Source organism: Sphaerisporangium sp. NPDC088356 (assembly GCF_040685555.1).
Classification (GTDB): Bacteria; Actinomycetota; Actinomycetes; order Streptosporangiales; family Streptosporangiaceae; genus Sphaerisporangium.
The window spans coordinates 69,862-86,982 of the sequence record NZ_JBFBIK010000015.1 but is presented as its reverse complement, the minus strand read 5'-3'; the positions used below and the strand labels follow the sequence as shown (position 1 = coordinate 86,982).

The following is a 17,121-nucleotide window of genomic DNA, read 5'->3' as shown; positions in this document are numbered from 1 at the left end:
CCCAACCGGGCAGCCACGCCCCCCGCCGCCACAATAACCCCCCGCGCCGTGCCCTATCCTCCATTAATGGGGGGGCCTCGCCTGGTTTCACGTGAAACAGCGACCAGAACGCCTCCCACACCCGTGGGCGGGACGGCGCGAACCGTCCCGGTGGAGGCCGGGTAAGACCACCGCTCGCGGTGGCACCAGCCGACGAAGCAGGAAGCCGCCGAGGCGCCGCATGAACCCGCGCGGCACGGGCGAGAATCTCCAGCATTCATGCCGGAGAGCGCGTCAATTCTTGAGCGCCTGACGGATGTCGCTGACGAAGGTGTCCACGTCTTCGAGGGAAGTGTCGAAGGCGGTCATCCACCGCACGACGCCGCTGGGCGCGTCCCACACATGGAAGAGATAGCGAGACTGGAGCTCGGCGATCGCCTCGGCGGGAAGCGAGGCGTAGACCGCGTTGGACTCGACCGGCCACCGGAGGCTCAGCCCAGGGAGATCGGCCACGCCGTCCGCCAGCCTGCGCGCCATCGCGTTCGCGTGGGCGGCGTTCTCCCGCCACAGCTCCCCGGTCAGAAGGGCCGACAGCTGCACGGAGATGAAGCGCATCTTCGAGGCGAGCTGGAGCGTCTGCCGCCGGAGATAGGGGCCGGCGTCCGCCAGTTCGGGACGGAGCACGACCACCGCCTCCCCGACCAGGGCGCCGTTCTTGCTGGCCCCGAAGCTGAGCACGTCGACCCCGGCGTCGGTCGTCAGGTCCCGCAGGGAGCATCCGAGGAACGCGGCGGCGTTGGCCAGGCGGGCGCCGTCCATGTGGAGGAGCATGTCGTTGGCGTGGGCGGTGTCCGCCAGCGCGGCGATCTCGTCCCGCGTGTAGCAGGTGCCGAGCTCGGTGACCTCCGAGATGGAGACCACCCTCGGCTGGACCTCGATGATGTTGCCCCGGCCGCCGAGCCGCGCGGTCACATCCCCCGGAGTCAGCTTCCCGTCGGACGTCGGAACGGTCACGAGCTTGACCCCGAGGACGCGCTCGCTGGCCCCGGTCTCGTGGGTGGCGATGTGCGCCGTCTCCGGACAGATGATCGCCTCATAGCGGCGTCCCAGCATCAGGCTCAGCGAGACCATGTTGGCGCCCGTGCCGTTGAGTACGACGAGGCTGGTGGCGTCGTCCCCGAACTCGGCGCGGATCTGGTCGGCGAGGATGCTCGTCCAGCGGTCGTCACCGTAGGCGGGAGCGTCCCCCGAATTGGCGGCGTTGACGGCGTCGAGCACCGACGGGTGTGCTCCCGCGTGGTTGTCGCTGGCGAAGCTCTTGGCGTAAAGGGGTTCGATCACGCCGCCAGGCTACGCCGCACCCGAACCGGGACGCGCAGGACGGGATGCCAGTACGTTGACTCAGGCGCGCCGGACGGCGGCTTCCAGGAGGCCGCGGCAGATGGCGCCGAGGTCCTTGCCCGCGGCCTCCACGGCCATAGGGAGAAGAGAGGTCTCCGTCATTCCCGGAGCCACGTTGACCTCCAGGAAGTGCGGCCGGCCGAGCGCGTCCACGATCAGGTCGGTGCGGGAGAGGTCGCGCAGGCCGAGGGCCGTGTGAGCGGTGACGGCCAGCTCCGAGCATGCCTCCGCCACCTCGGGCCGGAGCCGCGCCGGAGCGAAGAACTCGGTGTGCCCGGCGGTGTAGCGGGCGGAGTAGTCGTAGACCCCCTCGTCGGCGACGATCTCGACCGGCGGCAGCGCCACCGGCCCGTCCCCGAGGTCGATCACGGAGACCGCGACCTCCACGCCCTCGATGTACTGCTCGACCAGCGCGGTGTCCCCGTAGGCGAAGCAGCCGACCATGGCGGCGGGAAGCTCCTCGGCCTTGCGGACGATGGAGCCGCCGAGGGCCGACCCGCCGCGTGACGGCTTGACGAACAGTGGGAGCCCGAGCCTGTCCACGATGCGCGCCAGCACGGCGGATGCGCCGAGGTCGTGGAAGGTCTCCTTGGGCAGGACGACCGAGTCGGGAGTGCGAACCCCCACAGAGCGGACCGTCGTCTTGGCGACCGGCTTGTCGTAGGCGATACGGCAGGCCTCCGGCGCGGCTCCCACGTACGGCAGGGAGAGCAGCTCCAGCACCGAGCGGATGGCGCCGTCCTCACCGCTGCCGCCGTGCAGCGTCACGAACACCACGTCCGGCGGGTCGGCGAGGACGGAGGGCACCAGGCTCGCGTCGGTGTCACGCGATTCCACGTCGATCCCGGCGGCACGCAGCACCTCGGTCACGCGGCGACCTGAGCGGAGGGAGACCTCCCGCTCGTAGGACAGCCCGCCTGCCAGCACCAGCACATGGCCGAGATCGCTCATCAAGGACCTTTCTTGCTTCGTGGGATAGGCAAGGCGCCCCGCCGGTCGGGCGAGGCGCCTTGCCGTACGTCATCTTCAGGCTAGGTCGGGACCGGGCGTGTCCACGCCGCCGTGGGGAGGCATCGAGCCGGTGCCGAACGTGTCGCGTAGCAGGAGCTCCTGCTGGACCACGCCCGCGAGGCGGCGGACGCCCTCACGGATGCGGTCGGGCTCGGGGTAGCAGTAGGACAGGCGCATGTTCCGCGCGCCCGAGCCGTCGGCGTAGAACCCGGTGCCGGGCACGAACGCGACCCGCTCGGCCACGGCGCGCGGCAGGATCGCCTTGGAGTCGAGCCCCTCGGGCAGCGTCATCCACACGAAGAAGCCGCCCGCGGGCCGCGTCCAGGAGCAGCCCGGCGGCATGAGCGCCTCCAGCGAGCCGAGCATGGCGTCACGGCGCTCGCGGTAGAGCTCGCGGAACGACTTGATCTGCGCTTTCCACGGCTGGGTCGTGAGGTACTGCCCGACGGCGAGCTGCGAGAAGCTCGAATGCGACAGGACCGCTGACTCCATCGCCAGCACCAGTTTGTCCCTGACAGCGTGGGGTGCGAGGGCCCAGCCGACGCGGAATCCCGGCGCCAGCGTCTTGGAGAACGACCCGAGGTAGACGACTCCATCTGGATCATCCGCTCGTAACGCCCGCATCGGGTCGCCGTCGAAGCCCAGCAGGCCGTACGGGTTGTCCTCTACTACCAGCATGTCGGCGCGCCGGCAGATCTCCATCACCTGGCGGCGGCGGGCCGCGCTGAGGGTGACCCCGGCGGGGTTCTGGAAGCTCGGAACGGTGTAGAGGAACTTGATGCGGCGGCCGGAGCGCGTCACCGACTCGATGGTCTCGGCGAGCGCCTCGGGGATGAGCCCCTGGTCGTCCATGGCGATGTGCACCACGGACGCCTGGTAGGCGGCGAACGTGCCGAGTGCCCCGACGTACGAGGGTCCTTCGGCGAGCACGACGTCGCCCGGGTCGATGAAGATCCTGGTGATCAGGTCGAGAGCCTGCTGGGAGCCGACGGTGACCACGACGTCGTCCGGGCCGGCGTCGATGCCCTCAAGGCGCATGACCTCGCAGATCTGCTCACGCAGGTGCGGATCGCCCTGGCCGGAGCCGTACTGCAGGGCCACCGTGCCGTGCCGTGCCACGATGTCGGCGACCAGCTCGCCGACGGTGTCGAGGGGGAGGGCCGTGACGTACGGCATGCCGCCGGCCAGCGAGACCACCTCGGGCCTCGAAGCGACGGCGAAAAGAGCTCGGATCTCGGAGGCGACCATCCCGGTTGCCCGTGCGGCGTACCGATCGACGTAGGCGTCGATGCGCGACCCGTGGGTCGCGGTCCTCCGACCGTGATCCTGCTCTTCCGTCACGGTCCACCTCCTAGGCATAGCCGAGCTAGGTCATTGCGGAAAGACCAGAGTACGGCAGCGGGCGTCGGCGCCTTCCCCTGATTTATCACTTCAGGGGTCTTTTCTGGGCATACCAGACTATTTCCGCCACGCCCGGGATCGACCCTTGCCAGGCTTCCGGCCTGCTAGAAGGCCCGTTCGCACGACAGGCCAGGAGGTTCGATGACCAGGACCGCCGTACTCCGCTTTCACTCGGCTACCATGCCACTTTGGAGACGCCGTAATTCGTGCGCTTTTCCGCCATGACTCGCGTTCGTCTCGCAAGGATTGGGGGCCCTGGGGTGTCGCGTCGGCTGGTGAATGTCACGCTGGACAACCTTGACGATCTACCACGCCGCTGCAGGCGGTGTGTCTTCTGGGAGCTCGACCCGGTCAGCGGGGAGCGCGCCCAGCTGGTCGGTGATCCAGGGCTGGAGAAGGAGGCCTGGATCTCGGCGACCCTGCTCGAGTGGGGAAGCTGCGGGAAGATCTGCTACGTCGACGGGGTGCCGGCCGGGTTCGTCCTGTACGCGCCGCCGCTCTACGTGCCCCGATCGGTGGCGTTCCCGACCTCGCCCGTGAGCGCGGACGCCGTCCTGCTGATGACCGCCCACATCATCCCGGAGTTCTCCGGGGGAGGGCTCGGGCGGATGCTGATCCAGGGAGTGGCCAAGGACCTCACCAGGCGGGGCGTCCGGGCCATCGAGGCGTTCGGCGACCTCAAATGGGAGCAGCCGGGCTGTGTCCTGCCCGCCGAGTATCTCCTCGCGGTCGGTTTCAAGACTGTTCGCCCGCATCTGCGCTTCCCGAGGCTCCGGCTGGAGCTGAAGACGGCGGCGTCGTGGCGTGAGGACGTCGAGGTGGCTCTGGAGCGGCTTCTCGGCTCCATGTCCCCCGAACGCGCGCTTCGCCCTGTCTGAGGCGATCTCAGCCCCCACGGTCGACATGCGGAACCCCCCGTGCCGTCTGGCACGGAGGGTTCCGGTGGGGTGGGTGCCGCCCGGAGAGGCGGAGATGCGGCCGGCTGGTGCGCGCGGGCCGCAGGGGCGTCCTAGATGACGCCGTCGAGCTCGCGGAGCAGCATGGCCTTCGGCTTGGCGCCGATGATCTGCTTGACGACCTCTCCACCCTTGTAGACGTTGAGCGTCGGAATCTGGAGCACACCGTAGTCGCGCGGAGTCTCGGGGTTCTCGTCGATGTTGATCTTAACGATGGTCAGCTTGTCGGCGTGCTCGGTCGCGATCTCCTGGAGGATCGGCGCGACCTGGCGGCACGGACCACACCACTCGGCCCAGAAGTCGACGAGCACGGGCTTGTCGCTCTTGAGGACCTCGGTCTCGAAGGTGGCGTCGGTTACTGACTTGATCTCGCCCAAGGTGGTTTCTCCCCTTAACTGGTGGCGTGGTCCGACAGCCAGCGCTCGGCGTCCAGCGACGCCGAACAGCCGGTGCCCGCTGCGGTGATGGCCTGGCGGTAGGTGTGGTCGACGACGTCGCCGGCCGCGAAGACGCCGTCGATGTTGGTCCTGGTGGTCGGCGTGTCGACCAGGATGTAGCCCTCGTCGTCGAGGTTGAGCTGGCCCTTGAAGAGCTCGCTGCGGGGGTCGTGGCCGATCGCGATGAACACGCCGGTCACCGGCAGCTCGGTCTCCTCCCCGGTCTTGCGGTTGCGGATCTTGACGCCGGCGACCCGGGTCTCGCCCACGATGTCGACGACCTCGCTGTCCCAGATGAAGCGGATCTTCTCGTTGGCGAAGGCGCGATCCTGCATGATCTTGCTGGCGCGCAGCTCGTCGCGCCGGTGGACCACCGTGACCGTCCGGGCGAAGCGGCTGAGGAAGGTGGCCTCCTCCATGGCGGTGTCGCCGCCGCCGACGACCACGATGTCCTGGTCGCGGAAGAAGAACCCGTCACACGTCGCACACCACGAGACGCCTCGGCCCGAGAGCCGCTTCTCGCTGGGGAGGCCCAGCTCGCGGTACCCCGAACCGGTGGCGACCACGACCGTCCTCGCCAGGTAGGTCTCCGTGTGGGTCTTGACCACCTTGGGGTTCTGGTTGAGGTCGACCTCGGTGACGTCGTCGGCCAGGAGCTCGGCGCCGAACCGCTCCGCCTGCTTGCGGAAGTTGTCCATCAGCTCGGGCCCGAGGATGCCGTCGGGGAAGCCGGGGTAGTTCTCCACCTCGGTGGTGTTCATGAGGGCGCCACCGGCGGTGACCGAGCCCTCGAACACGAGGGGGTTGAGGTCCGCACGTGCCGCGTAGACCGCGGCCGTATAACCGGCCGGCCCCGACCCAATGATGATCACATTACGGACGTCGCTCACGCCTCTCGCCTTTCGTCCCCATGGTGGTCGTTCGCTCGACTGCCGGTGCGTCGCTACATCGCTCCGACTTTTGGGTTACCTGTTCGTTCGATGCAGTGGCGTCAACAGATCCTAGGCGTCCGGGATTCCCGCCACGGCCAAGCGCCGTCCTGGACATGAAGAAGTCCCCCGAGGTTACCCACGGAGGACTTCGACGAGATAAGCGGAAAGGGCTGTCTGCCCAGGTCAGGCGAGGTCTACTGCCAGCGGGCCACGGCTGGCGGCCGCATGTTGGCGCAGTTGGAGTCCACGACGTACACCCAGACGGCGTTGCGGAGACGGTCCTTCCAGAAGGCCATCACCGTGGCCTCGTTGCCCTGGTAGAGGGCCTGGTCGACACCGATCGGCTTGGCGGCGGTCTCTGAGTGGAGCCGCTTCCCGACCCTCTCGGAGATCTTGGTCACGCATCGCACGACCGTGGGATCCACGGAGGGCGCGCCGTCCGACCCCGGACCAGTGGCGCCGACGTAGGTCGCCAGAGGTCCGTTGAGCACGTCGCTGGAGTAGTTGAAGTCACTCTTGCTGATCACGTAGCTACGGCCCGGGGTCGTCGATCCCGGACCCAGCGCCCCCGTGCTGGAGGACACGCTGGGCGGCGCGGGCGGCAGGGCCAGGTTGTGGTCACCGGGCCGTACCTCGTCGCCCGAGGCCGAAAGCATGGTCACCGACGCTCCGGCGATCCCGATAACGGCGGCGGCCGCCACGCTCGCCGCCACGGGCATCGCCCACGAACGGCGCCGCGACGCCTTCCTGCGCCTGGCCGGGACGATCGTGCCGTCGTCGGCCAAGACACCCAGACCCACGACAGCGGGCTCCGGCAGCGATGGCGCGGGCTGCGGCGCTGGACGTGCCGCCGGGACCAGTGGAGTGGCCGGCGTCGACGCCGTCATCGGCAGTGATGGCGCGGTCTCCCATGGGGAGTCGCCCATGATGCGGTCCCAGTCAGGTGCCTCGTCGAGCCTGAGCCCGCCACCGGCCTTCCTGGTCTCCGCCTCTGCGCCGAGGGCCTTGTCGATGCGGAGCGCGACGCCCATGGGCATCGCGGGAACCGGCATCGCCGCGAGCATCTCGCGGACCGCCGCCAAGTCGGCGAGGCTCTCCCCACAGGGATCGCATACCGCGAGATGCTCGCGGACCCGCACGGCCGTAGCGTCGTCCAGAAGACCCTCTGCCAGCTCGGCGAGGATCTCCAAGTCGTAGTGCGTATCACCCGTCACGAAGTTCTGCTCCCTTCGCGGATGAGACGCGAGACAGGTCTGAACGGTTCCGCAGATGCGAAAGAATCGGGGCGAGCTTCGCCCGGCCACGCGCGCACCGGCTCTTGATCGTGCCCGTGGGCACCTGCAGCACCTGCGCGGCGTCCTCCACTGAGTAACCCATCATGTCGACCAGGACCAAGGCGGCTCGCTGGTCGGCAGGGAGGAGCTTGAGCGCGGCCGTGACCTCCATGGAGACGTCGCGCTCACCTGTCTGGTCGGGCATCGGAGTGTCCCGCTCGGCGGCCTCGACGAGCTCGTCGTCGGCGACCGGGCGGATGGACTTGCGGCGCATGCGGTCGAGGCAGGCGTTCACGACGATGCGGTGGAGCCAGGTTGTCACCGCCGCCTCGCCGCGAAAGCTTTCGGCTTTGCGGTAGGCGGAGACGAAGGCGTCCTGAACGGCGTCAGCGGCCTCGTCGGGGTCACCGAGCGTACGCAGCGCCACGGCCCACATGCGGTCACGATGGCGGCGGACGATTTCGCTGAAGGCGTGTGGATCACCGCCGATATGGCTCGTCAGCAGGTCGGCGTCGGACGACGCTGACCGTGCGGCGTGCTGAGCCGCCGGCGGGCTATCGGGAGGAAAGTTCACAACGCGTGTCCTGTTAGGCCGATCCGGGAGAATGCACGACTACGTCATAGATGGTGCCACGAAACTTCCCCTCAAAGGCCGGAAGGCGCGTAAACCAGATCAAAACGTACTGACCGCTGGTGGCCTTTTCGGGGGTGAGGGTCACCGTTCCCGAGACATTTTCCTGCTTGGCGGCGGTTTTCAATGAGCTCAGGTCGGCGGTGTCGCCGATCCTGAGCTCGATCGTTGAGCCCGGCATATCACCCAGTGAGACGACCACGTCGGCGATCGGGGTCTGCTTGCTCAGCTCCACGATGAGGCCGACGCCCTTTTTGAGACCGCCGAGTTCGGCGCTCTCGTACTTGTCGGTGTGCCACTCGGTCGAAGGCTTGCCGTCGATGGCCAGGCGGGCGAGCTCAGGGTGCTCGGTATGGTCGCTGCCCAGCGGGTCGAAGCCGTCGGCTCGCGACGGCTTCACCGTGACGATCTTGGGGGACGGCGCCTGTGACGCCGCCGAGGACGCCTCGGGTGAGGGCGGGCGCTTGCCGAGGCTCTGCCCCAGAGTCCAGGCGCCGAGGCCCACCGCGGCGATGACCAGGAGGATTATCACGGTGATCATCGCTCGGCTCGCCATGCCGCCCGAGCGGCGCTGGGAGGGCTGGGCGTGAGGGCGCTGAGGCGCCGGCTGCCGGGGCGGCCTGGTGTGCTCGATGTCCTCGGGGGCCTCGGAACGGAGGCTGAGCGCGGGCGGCATCGCCGACACCGGCACTGGAACGGGAGCCGGCCTCGGCACCTCGGCGAGGGCCTCCGCCACCGCGGCCGGGGTCGCGAGCGCGGGCAGCCCGCGGCGGGGCTCCTGCAGCAGGGCCCGGCAGGTGATGGCGTCGAGAAATCCGGGAACACCCGCGGTGACCTGGCGCGGCGTGCAGACCTTGCCGTCGTCGAGCGGCGCGGGCGGGAGATCGATCTCGCCCTCACCCGGCCAGTGGCCGGTCAGCGCGGTGTAGAGCAGGCGCCCGAGACCCTGGGCGTCGTCGCGGGCGGGGTCCTCGCTCTCTTGGTCGCAAAGGGCGGCGTCCACGGCCAGGCCGAGGAGCTTGACGGTGCTGCCGGCGGTCCAGATGAGGCGGTCGGGGGTCAGGCAGAGATGGGCCAGCCCCGCCTCGTGAGCGTGGGCGACGGCCTCGGCGGCCTCGGCGACCAGCGCGGCCGCGCGCTCGGGCGCCATCGGGCCCGAGGAGACCATGTCGGTCAGGGTCTCGCCGGTGACCCACTCGCTGACGACATAGGCCTGCCCGTCCTCCTCGGCGGCGTCGAAGACCTGGGTCAGCCGGGGGTCGGTGAGGCGGCTCGCGCCGCGGGCGGCGGTGACGACTTCGGCCACCCGCTCGAAGTCGGGGGACAGCGTGAGGACGCAGACGGGCCGCGCGAGAACCTCGTCGATGGCCTTCCACAAGGTGGCGCCACCTGACTCGCTGACGCGGTCTTCCAGGCGGAACCGGTTGGCCAGGCGGCCACCGGGTTCCACGGCCGGGGCGCTCATGAGGCGATCCTCTCCCTGGTCGTGGGCGACGTCCATGCGAATACCGCCACGCCCCTCCTGCTCCTTGTCAGCCGATGGTGCCCGATCTCCTCCGTGCACAGGGCACCATGGTAGTCCGGAGCGGGTGCCGCCCGTGTTGCCCTTGGAACACGGGCGAACCGGACTTCCGGGTTACCTATGACTAGCGGCCTACCCGCCCCGCCACAAGTCCAATGATCGAGCTGATTTCGGCGATGCGCATCCGGTGGGACGCGACCAGGTACATCAGCACGCCGAGCCCGCCCCCCACCACCAGCATGATCGTGGAACTGAGCGGCGTCACCCCGGCCAGCTCCTTGGTCGCCCACAGGGCGACGAGGGCGATGACCGCGGCCGGGATGGCGGCCACGTACATGCGCGACAGGCCGGAGGCGACGACCCTGCCACCGAGCCCGCCGCCCACCTTGCGGCTGGCGAGAGTCCAGGCGACGGCTCCGCCGACCGCGTAGGCGGCGGTGAAGGCCAGGGCGAGCCCCATGACGATGAGGTGGGCCGGCAGCGTGAGGTACAGGATGAAGCTCAGCAGGGCGTTCACCGCTACGTTGCCCGCCGCGATCAGCGCGGGCGTGCGGGTGTCGCCGAAGCTGTAGAACACGCGCAGCAGGAGCTGGTAGATCGAGAAGGGGACCAGCGCGAGCCCGAACACCTGAAGGACGTTCCCCATGTTCAGGGCGTCGTCCACCGAGGTGCTCCCGTGGGCGAAGATCAGCACGGTCACCGCCGGGCCCAGCACCATGAGCAGCAGCCCGGACGGCACGATGACCGCGCAGACCAGCCGCACGCCGGAGGCGAACTCCTCACGGATGGCGCCGAGCTCGCCGTCGTGCACGTACCGGCTCATCCGCGGGAGCATCGCCGTGATCACCGAGACCGCGATGATGCCGTACGGGAGCTGGAACAGCTGGAAGGCGTAGCTGTACGACGCGATGCCGGCGACATGGCCGGCCTTCTGCTCGACCGCCTTGGCGGTGGCTCCCGTGGCCAGGTTGGTGGTGACGATGTAGCCGACCTGGTTGAGCCCGACGAAGGCGAGCGTCCACACGCCCGCCCTGCCCATCTCGCCGAGCCGCGCGTTGCGCAGGTCGAACCGGGGCACGAACCGGAAGCCCACGCGGTGCACGGCGATGATGAGGACGATCGACTGGATCACGATGCCGGCCGTGGTGCCGATGCCGAGAAGGGCCAGGTCGGAGGATGTCGCCGCCCCGATGTCGCCACCCGCCTGGCTGACGAAGTGGTAGCTCAGGCCGACCGCGATGACCACGAGGTTGTTGAGCACGGGCGCCCACATCGGCGCCGCGAACCGGTCACGGGTGTTCAGGATGGCGCCGGCGATCGCGCCGATGCCGAAGAACGCGATCTGGGGAAGGATGTACCGCGCCAGCGTGGTGGCGACCTGGGCGCTGTGGGGGTCCAGGTCGGTGGTGAGGAGCTCGATGAGCAGCGGGGCGCAGAGCACGCCCAGCACGGCGATGACGAGCAGCGCCATCGTGGCCACGGTCATCAGCCGCTGCTCGTAGGCACGCCCGCCGTCGGCGTCGTGCTTCTGCGCCTTGACGATCATCGGGACGATCACGCTGCTGAGCACTCCTCCGATGAGGAGGTCGAACAGGATGAACGGGATCGTGTAGGCGACGTTGTAAGCGTCGCCCAGGGCCGCGACTCCGATGGCCGACGCGAGCACCGCCGTACGTACGAAGCCGGTCAGGCGGGACACCATCGTGCCCGCGGCCATGACCGCGCTGGCGCGCAACATCCGGCTCATGAAGGCCCCTCTCGATGTTGTGCGGGTTCCGGTACGGCTCGCGGGCCGGCCTGCCCCGCCGTGCGGGTCTTCGCGGGCCGGCGGGCGTGGCGGCGCAGGACGCGCAGCATCGCGGCGGCGAGCACCACGGTGAGGGCGGCCCCCACGATCACCAGGACGATGGCGGTGTAACCGGTCATGCGCACGGTCACCTCGGCCGGGAGGCCGTACCGCGCGCCGCTCTCGCTGGTGAGCTGCACCTTGACCTTCGTCTGGCCGTCGCCGTTGCCCGTCATCGGGATGTCGAGCGACCTGGTCTTGCCCGGGCTGATGGTGACCAGCGTCTCGTACGTGCCGATCGTGAGCAGCCTGCGGTTGCCGGACGTGATCTTCACGCCGACCGTGACCTCCTCGTCCTGGAGGTCGTTGCGAATGCTGATCGGGACGATGCCGTTCTTGCCCGCCAGCGTGCGCTGCTCGCCCGTGGAGACGGAGATGGCGCTGGTGCGCTCGCTGACGGCGGAGTCGATCTGCTTGACCAGCGGGCTGGCGCTGCCCGTGCGGCCACGCCAGGCCGTCGAGGTGAGCCTCAGCAGGGCGGTGTCGAAGACCCGGCGGTGGTCCTTGGTGACGGTGGCGGTGAGCTCCGCGCGGTCGCTGAGCTTCTTGACACCGGCGAGGTAGGACTTGGCGAGCTCGGCCTGCTCGTCCTTGTCGGTGTACACCAGGTCGGTGCGGGGCACCCCGGCTTTCGGCGGCTTGATGGAGCTCAGGGAGACCGGCTTGAGCCACGGCGCGGAGGCCGCGGCCTTCAGCAGGGTGGTGACGAAGGCCGGGTCGGGATTCCAGCGTCGGGGCGGCGCGGCGACAACCGCACGCGACTCCTCCGACCGCTCGGCGCTGATCATCGCGGTCTCGGCCAGGAACCGCTGGCCGGCGAGGGTGGTGGCGCCGGGGGCTGACGTGCCGGGCGTCGTGAGGATCTGGCTGAGCACCGGGTCGGCCAGCAGCACGTTGACCGTGCCCTGGACCGTCTCCAGCGAGGCGGCCGCGTCGGGCGTGTAGGTCAGCGGAGGGTTGGCGGGAAGGGTCGTCGAGGCGAGCAGCACCGTGCGGACGTCGGCGACGGCGAGCGCGTCAAGGGCGTCGTGGTCGATCACGCCGCCGACCGGCCAGTTGGTGGCGGTGCCCACCTCCTTGCCGAGCAGATCGGTCGCGACGGAGGCGCCCTTGTCGATGGCGGTGCGCGTGGCGGTGTCGAGCCCTTGGTGGCTCACCGCCGTGACGTCGGGGTCGGCATACGGGGTGGCGGTGACGGGAACCTTGGCGAGCGAGGCGCGCAGCCTCCGCAGCCACTGCGCGACACCCTGGTCGGCCGTCTTCCTCGTCGTGGTCGTGCCCGTCTTGAGGCTGTAGTCCTTGGACATGGCCTGCGCGTCGTCGAGCACGGCCGGATCGACGAACCAGCTCACGCCCTTGGACGGCGTCTCGGCGATCTTCAGGACCTTGCCCAGGCGCCCGTCGTCGGCGACCGCCTGCCGAAGGCCGTCGTCGACGAAGGTGGCGTCGTCGCCGCGATGCGGCTGGTCGACGATGGGAAGCGCCCAGGCGATCTTGGTGCGGGTGATCGGCTGGTCCTTCGGGGCGTACGGAAGGAACGTGCGCTGGGCGGCCACCTGCCGGCCCGTGGCGTCCACGAGCTCGATCGTGAGGGGGTAGACCCCGAACCGCAGCATCCCCAGCGAGGCCGGGGTGACGCTGAACTCCCAGGGCAGCTTGCCGGACGCCGGGAGCTGGCTCACGTAGACCGTGCTGCGGGAGGAGTCGAGGATCTGGCCGCCGTCGGCGAAGGTCTGCATCTCGGTGCGGTTGGCGAACGGCTGGCGGGAGAAGCGCAGGCGGACCGAGACCCCCGCGAAGGCGATCGCGCTGGTGTTGGTGACCGACCCCGAGATGAGGATGGGCGCGGAGGGCTCACGAGGCGCCTGCGGCGTTATGGAGTCCACCACGATCTGGGCGTCCTGACGGCTCGAAGCCGCCGCGCGCGTGACCCCCTTGCCGGTCTCCGCGGTGCTGGTGGACGCCTTGCCCGGGGCGCTCGTGACGGCCCCGGGAGCGATGGCGGCACTGGCGACGGCCGCCGGGGCGATGAGGAACGCGGCGGTCAGAACGGAGATCAGGGCGGCTCCGCGGGTCACGTGCCGGCCAGGGGTGGAGTTCGGCGCACGCCCAGAATGGTATGGCCTAAAGCAGAGCGGACGGCGATTCGCAGCGGGGGACCCCCATCACGGGCCGTACTTCCCTCTGGCCGGGCATCCGCACGGTCCTGTGCCGCGTCGCCTGGAGGTCCACATACTTTCCGGGGGTGAGTGTCAGCAGGTCAAGGGCCCGAAGCCGCAGGGCCGTACGGCGTTCCCCGGTGGGGGTGTACAGCAGGTCGTCGGGGTCCCGCGCGTCCGCCAGGCGCTCGTCGATCAGTACGGTGAGCTCCTCGGGGAGCAGGAGAGGTGACACCGATGTGGCGGCGTAGTCGGTGGCGGAATTGACCAGGAAAGCGGGTGCCGGCCGCACCCGCCGCGCGCCGAGAAGCGCGCCGACGGCACCCGGCCGGGGAGGTGCGGCGACCGTCGTGACCACGGCGACGGGGGCGCGCGAGCTGCGCGTCGTCACCTCGAACACCGTGACGCGAATGCAGCGGTCGGGGTCGACGTGGAGAATTTCAGGGAGGTCGTCGGCGCACGTCAAGGCGCGCGGAAGCCGTACGATCTCATGGTGGATCTGGTGGGACAGGAGCCGGCGGTGGATCGCGAGGGCGTCTTTCATCTCTCGTGCTCCTTGTCTTGTCCGGGTGCCCCCGACAGATCTGCGAATGACCGTAACCTGGTGATCGCATGGGGTGTGTTCCCGGGCGGGTTACACCAGGGCTAGCGCGGAGACTCTCTTCCGTAACCGAAGGACCTACCCAGCTTGTCCGTCTCAAATCTGAGCGTTAGTCAGCAGAGGGCCGTGATCGACCTATTCCGGCGGATTGCCCCAGTCGCCGATGAGCTCGGCGAGCTGTTCGCCGAGCATGGGCACGAGCTCGCCGTCGTCGGCGGGTCGGTTCGCGACGTCTTCCTCGGCCGCATCGGCAACGACCTCGACCTGACCACCGACGCGCGCCCTGAGCGGGTGCTGGAAATGGTCAAGGGATGGGCCGACTCCATCTGGACCATCGGCATCGACTTCGGCACGGTGGGCGTCCGCAAGGGCAGCTGGGTCCTCGAGATCACCACCTACCGCAGCGAGTCGTACGACCCGAAGTCCCGCAAGCCAGAGGTGATCTACGGCGAGACCCTCGAAGCCGACCTGGAGCGGCGCGACTTCGCGGTCAACGCGATGGCCGTGCGGCTGCCTGGGCACGAGTTCGTCGACCCGTACGGCGGGCTGTCCGACCTGGCCGCGAAGGTCCTGCGCACCCCGGGCACGCCCGAGCAGTCCTTCGACGACGATCCCCTGAGGATGCTGCGGGCGGCGCGCTTCGCCTCCCAGCTCGGCTTCGCCGTCGATCCGCCGGTCGTGGCCGCCATGACCTCGATGGCCGACCGCATCGAGATCGTCTCCGCCGAGCGCATCCGCGACGAGCTCGACAAGCTGATCTGCGGCGAGCACCCGAGAGAGGGCCTGGCCCTTCTGGTGGACACCGGCCTCGCGGCCCACGTGCTGCCCGAGCTGCCCAAGCTGCGCCTGGAGATCGACGAGCATCACCGGCACAAGGACGTCTACGAGCACACGCTCATCGTGCTGGAGCAGGCGATCGCGCTGGAGGCGGCCGGCGCCGACCGCGTGCTCCGCTGGGCGTCCCTGCTGCACGACATCGGCAAGCCCAAGACCAGGCGATATGAGGAGGGGGGCCGGGTCTCCTTCCACCACCACGAGGTCGTGGGCGCCCAGATGACCAAGAAGCGCCTCACCGAGCTGCGGTTCCCCAAGGATGTCGTGGCCGACGTCTCCCGCCTGGTCGAGCTGCACCTGCGTTTCCACGGCTACGGCACCGGCGAGTGGACCGACTCGGCCGTGCGCCGCTACGTACGCGACGCCGGGCACCTCGTCGAGCGGCTGCACAAGCTGACCAGGGCCGACTGCACCACGCGCAACAAGCGCAAGGCCCAGGAGCTGTCGCGCACCTATGACGACCTGGAGGAGCGCATCGCCCGCCTCGCCGACGAGGAGGAGCTGGCGAAGATGCGGCCCGAGCTCGACGGCAACGAGATCCAGGAGATCCTGGGCGTGGGTCCCGGGCCCGTGGTCGGCAAGGCCTACAAGTTCCTGCTCGAAATGCGCCTCGACGAGGGCATCGTCGGCAAGGAGGCCGCCAAGGCGGCCCTGGTCGAGTGGGCGCGCGGGCAGGGCGTCGGCCCCGGCTGAAGGGCTCGTCCTGTGGAGTTCTCCACAGGTGGACAGCCGTTTCGGGGGGTTGTCCACAGGTCGCCTGGTCTTCGTGGCGGGAGAAGCCGCCGGGGTTAGGGTGACCGAGTGGACGCCCGAACGCTGACCGACCTTGACCGCAAGCACCTGTGGCATCCCTATGCCCAGGCCTCTCCCGCCGTCGCCGCCCATCCCGTCGTGAGGGCCGACGGTGTGCGGCTGACGCTCGCGGACGGCCGTGAGCTGGTCGACGGCATGTCGTCCTGGTGGGCGGCGATCCACGGCTACAACCACCCGCGTCTCAACGCCGCCGCCCGCGAGCAGCTCGGCGACATGGCCCACGTGATGTTCGGCGGCCTGACCCACGAGCCCGCCGTGCGGCTGGGGCGGCGGCTGTCGGAGATGACGGGCCTGGAGAAGGTCTTCCTCGCCGACTCCGGGTCGGTGGCGGTCGAGGTGGCGATCAAGGCGGCGATCCAGTGCACGGGCAGAAGCCGCCTGCTCACCGTCAAGGGCGGCTACCACGGCGACACGTTCGGCGCCATGTCGGTGTGCGACCCGGTCAACGGCATGCACCACCTGTTCAGCGGCGTGCTGCCCCAGCACGTCTTCGCCGACAGACCCCCCGGTGGGTTCGGCTTCCACCCCGGAGCCCCCGACGGGCACGGCTCAGGTGCGGGAGGCTCCGGTGAGCATGGGGTCGATGAGGCATATCTGGGTCATCTGGGAGAGCTGGTGGCGCGGCATGCCGGGGAGCTGGCGGCGATCATCGTTGAGCCCGTGGTGCAGGGCGCGGGGGGCATGCGTTTCTACCACCCGGCCTATCTCCGAAGGCTGCGCGAGCTGGCCGACGAGTACGGCATCCTGCTCATCGCCGACGAGATCGCGACGGGCTTCGGCCGCACGGGCGAGATGTTCGGCTGTGACCACGCGGGCATCAGGCCCGACATCATGTGCCTCGGCAAGGCGCTGACCGGCGGCTACCTCACCATGGCGGCCACGCTCTGCACGCCCGAGGTGGCCGAGCGGGTGGGTGTGCTGATGCACGGGCCGACGTTCATGGGAAACCCGCTGGCGGCGGCGGTCGCCGACGCCTCTCTCACCCTGCTGGAGGAGCGTCCCTGGCGAGACGAGGTCAAGCGCATCGAGGCCGGGCTCGTCGAGGGGCTGGCGGGCGCGGCCGGCGCTCCCGGGGTGAGGGACGTGCGGGTGCTGGGCGCGATCGGCGTGGTCGAGACCGTGCGTCCCGTCGACCCCTCGAAGGTCCAGGACATCGTGATGGAGCACGGCGTCTGGCTGCGCCCCTTCGGGCATCTCGTCTACACGATGCCGCCCTACATGACCGAGCCTGACGATCTTGCCCGCATCACGACCGCGATGACCGCCGTCGCGGCCACACTGCCCGCCTAGCCACATCGCCAGAGGTGCTTTCGTGCCTCTGGCG

14 protein-coding genes are annotated in these 17,121 nt (G+C 69.5%); 3 read left to right on the top strand and 11 right to left on the bottom strand.

The window, feature by feature from the left end:
- Positions 1–273: 273 nt before the first annotated feature.
- The 3 genes from AB0O34_RS08830 to AB0O34_RS08820 all read right to left on the bottom strand — a co-directional run bounded on the left by AB0O34_RS08830 (position 274) and on the right by AB0O34_RS08820 (position 3,639).
- Positions 274–1,320: an aminotransferase class V-fold PLP-dependent enzyme gene (locus AB0O34_RS08830; protein ID WP_363914197.1), complete on the bottom strand. Its 1,047-nt coding sequence runs from the start codon at positions 1,318–1,320 to the stop codon at positions 274–276.
- A gap of 60 nt (positions 1,321–1,380) precedes the next feature.
- Positions 1,381–2,331, bottom strand: a complete 951-nt coding sequence (locus AB0O34_RS08825) for a D-alanine--D-alanine ligase (RefSeq protein ID WP_363914195.1) — start codon at positions 2,329–2,331, stop codon at positions 1,381–1,383.
- A gap of 75 nt (positions 2,332–2,406) precedes the next feature.
- Positions 2,407–3,639, bottom strand: a complete 1,233-nt coding sequence (locus AB0O34_RS08820; RefSeq protein WP_363914207.1) for a PLP-dependent aminotransferase family protein — start codon at positions 3,637–3,639, stop codon at positions 2,407–2,409.
- A 413-nt stretch (positions 3,640–4,052) separates the two neighbouring features.
- Here AB0O34_RS08820 and AB0O34_RS08815 point away from each other — a divergent pair, with 413 nt between their 5' ends.
- Positions 4,053–4,670 (top strand): GNAT family N-acetyltransferase, encoded by a 618-nt coding sequence (locus AB0O34_RS08815; RefSeq protein WP_363914193.1) that lies wholly within the window; start codon positions 4,053–4,055, stop codon positions 4,668–4,670.
- 131 nt (positions 4,671–4,801) lie between these two features.
- Here the strand turns inward: AB0O34_RS08815 and trxA are convergent, their stop codons facing one another.
- From trxA to AB0O34_RS08775, 8 genes are all read right to left on the bottom strand, one after another.
- On the bottom strand, positions 4,802–5,125 hold the full coding sequence (gene trxA / locus AB0O34_RS08810; protein ID WP_363914191.1) for a thioredoxin: 324 nt from the start codon (positions 5,123–5,125) through the stop codon (positions 4,802–4,804).
- A 14-nt stretch (positions 5,126–5,139) separates the two neighbouring features.
- Entirely contained in the window at positions 5,140–6,075 is a 936-nt protein-coding gene (gene trxB, locus AB0O34_RS08805) for a thioredoxin-disulfide reductase (protein ID WP_363914189.1), read from the bottom strand.
- Between the two features lie 236 nt (positions 6,076–6,311).
- The gene (locus AB0O34_RS08800) at positions 6,312–7,331 is read right to left on the bottom strand and encodes a zf-HC2 domain-containing protein (protein WP_363914187.1); all 1,020 of its coding nucleotides are present in this window, start codon (positions 7,329–7,331) and stop codon (positions 6,312–6,314) included.
- Positions 7,321–7,965 (bottom strand): RNA polymerase sigma factor SigM, encoded by a 645-nt coding sequence (sigM, locus tag AB0O34_RS08795; RefSeq protein ID WP_363914185.1) that lies wholly within the window; start codon positions 7,963–7,965, stop codon positions 7,321–7,323. Before sigM ends, AB0O34_RS08800 begins: the two co-directional genes overlap by 11 nt.
- A gap of 13 nt (positions 7,966–7,978) precedes the next feature.
- Positions 7,979–9,487: a protein kinase family protein gene (locus AB0O34_RS08790; RefSeq protein ID WP_363914183.1), complete on the bottom strand. Its 1,509-nt coding sequence runs from the start codon at positions 9,485–9,487 to the stop codon at positions 7,979–7,981.
- A gap of 181 nt (positions 9,488–9,668) precedes the next feature.
- On the bottom strand, positions 9,669–11,291 hold the full coding sequence (gene murJ / locus AB0O34_RS08785; protein ID WP_363914181.1) for a murein biosynthesis integral membrane protein MurJ: 1,623 nt from the start codon (positions 11,289–11,291) through the stop codon (positions 9,669–9,671).
- Complete coding sequence (locus AB0O34_RS08780; RefSeq protein ID WP_363914179.1) at positions 11,288–13,468, bottom strand: DUF6049 family protein; 2,181 nt, start codon at positions 13,466–13,468, stop codon at positions 11,288–11,290. Before AB0O34_RS08780 ends, murJ begins: the two co-directional genes overlap by 4 nt.
- A gap of 46 nt (positions 13,469–13,514) precedes the next feature.
- Positions 13,515–14,093, bottom strand: coding sequence for a YbaK/EbsC family protein (locus AB0O34_RS08775; RefSeq protein WP_363914177.1), 579 nt, complete (start codon positions 14,091–14,093; stop codon positions 13,515–13,517).
- Positions 14,094–14,252: 159 nt separating this feature from the next.
- Between AB0O34_RS08775 and AB0O34_RS08770 the strand changes: the two genes are divergently transcribed.
- Both AB0O34_RS08770 and AB0O34_RS08765 read left to right on the top strand, forming a co-directional pair.
- Complete coding sequence (locus AB0O34_RS08770) at positions 14,253–15,677, top strand: CCA tRNA nucleotidyltransferase (protein ID WP_363914205.1); 1,425 nt, start codon at positions 14,253–14,255, stop codon at positions 15,675–15,677.
- A 108-nt stretch (positions 15,678–15,785) separates the two neighbouring features.
- Positions 15,786–17,087 (top strand): adenosylmethionine--8-amino-7-oxononanoate transaminase, encoded by a 1,302-nt coding sequence (locus tag AB0O34_RS08765; protein WP_363914175.1) that lies wholly within the window; start codon positions 15,786–15,788, stop codon positions 17,085–17,087.
- Positions 17,088–17,121: the final 34 nt, after the last annotated feature.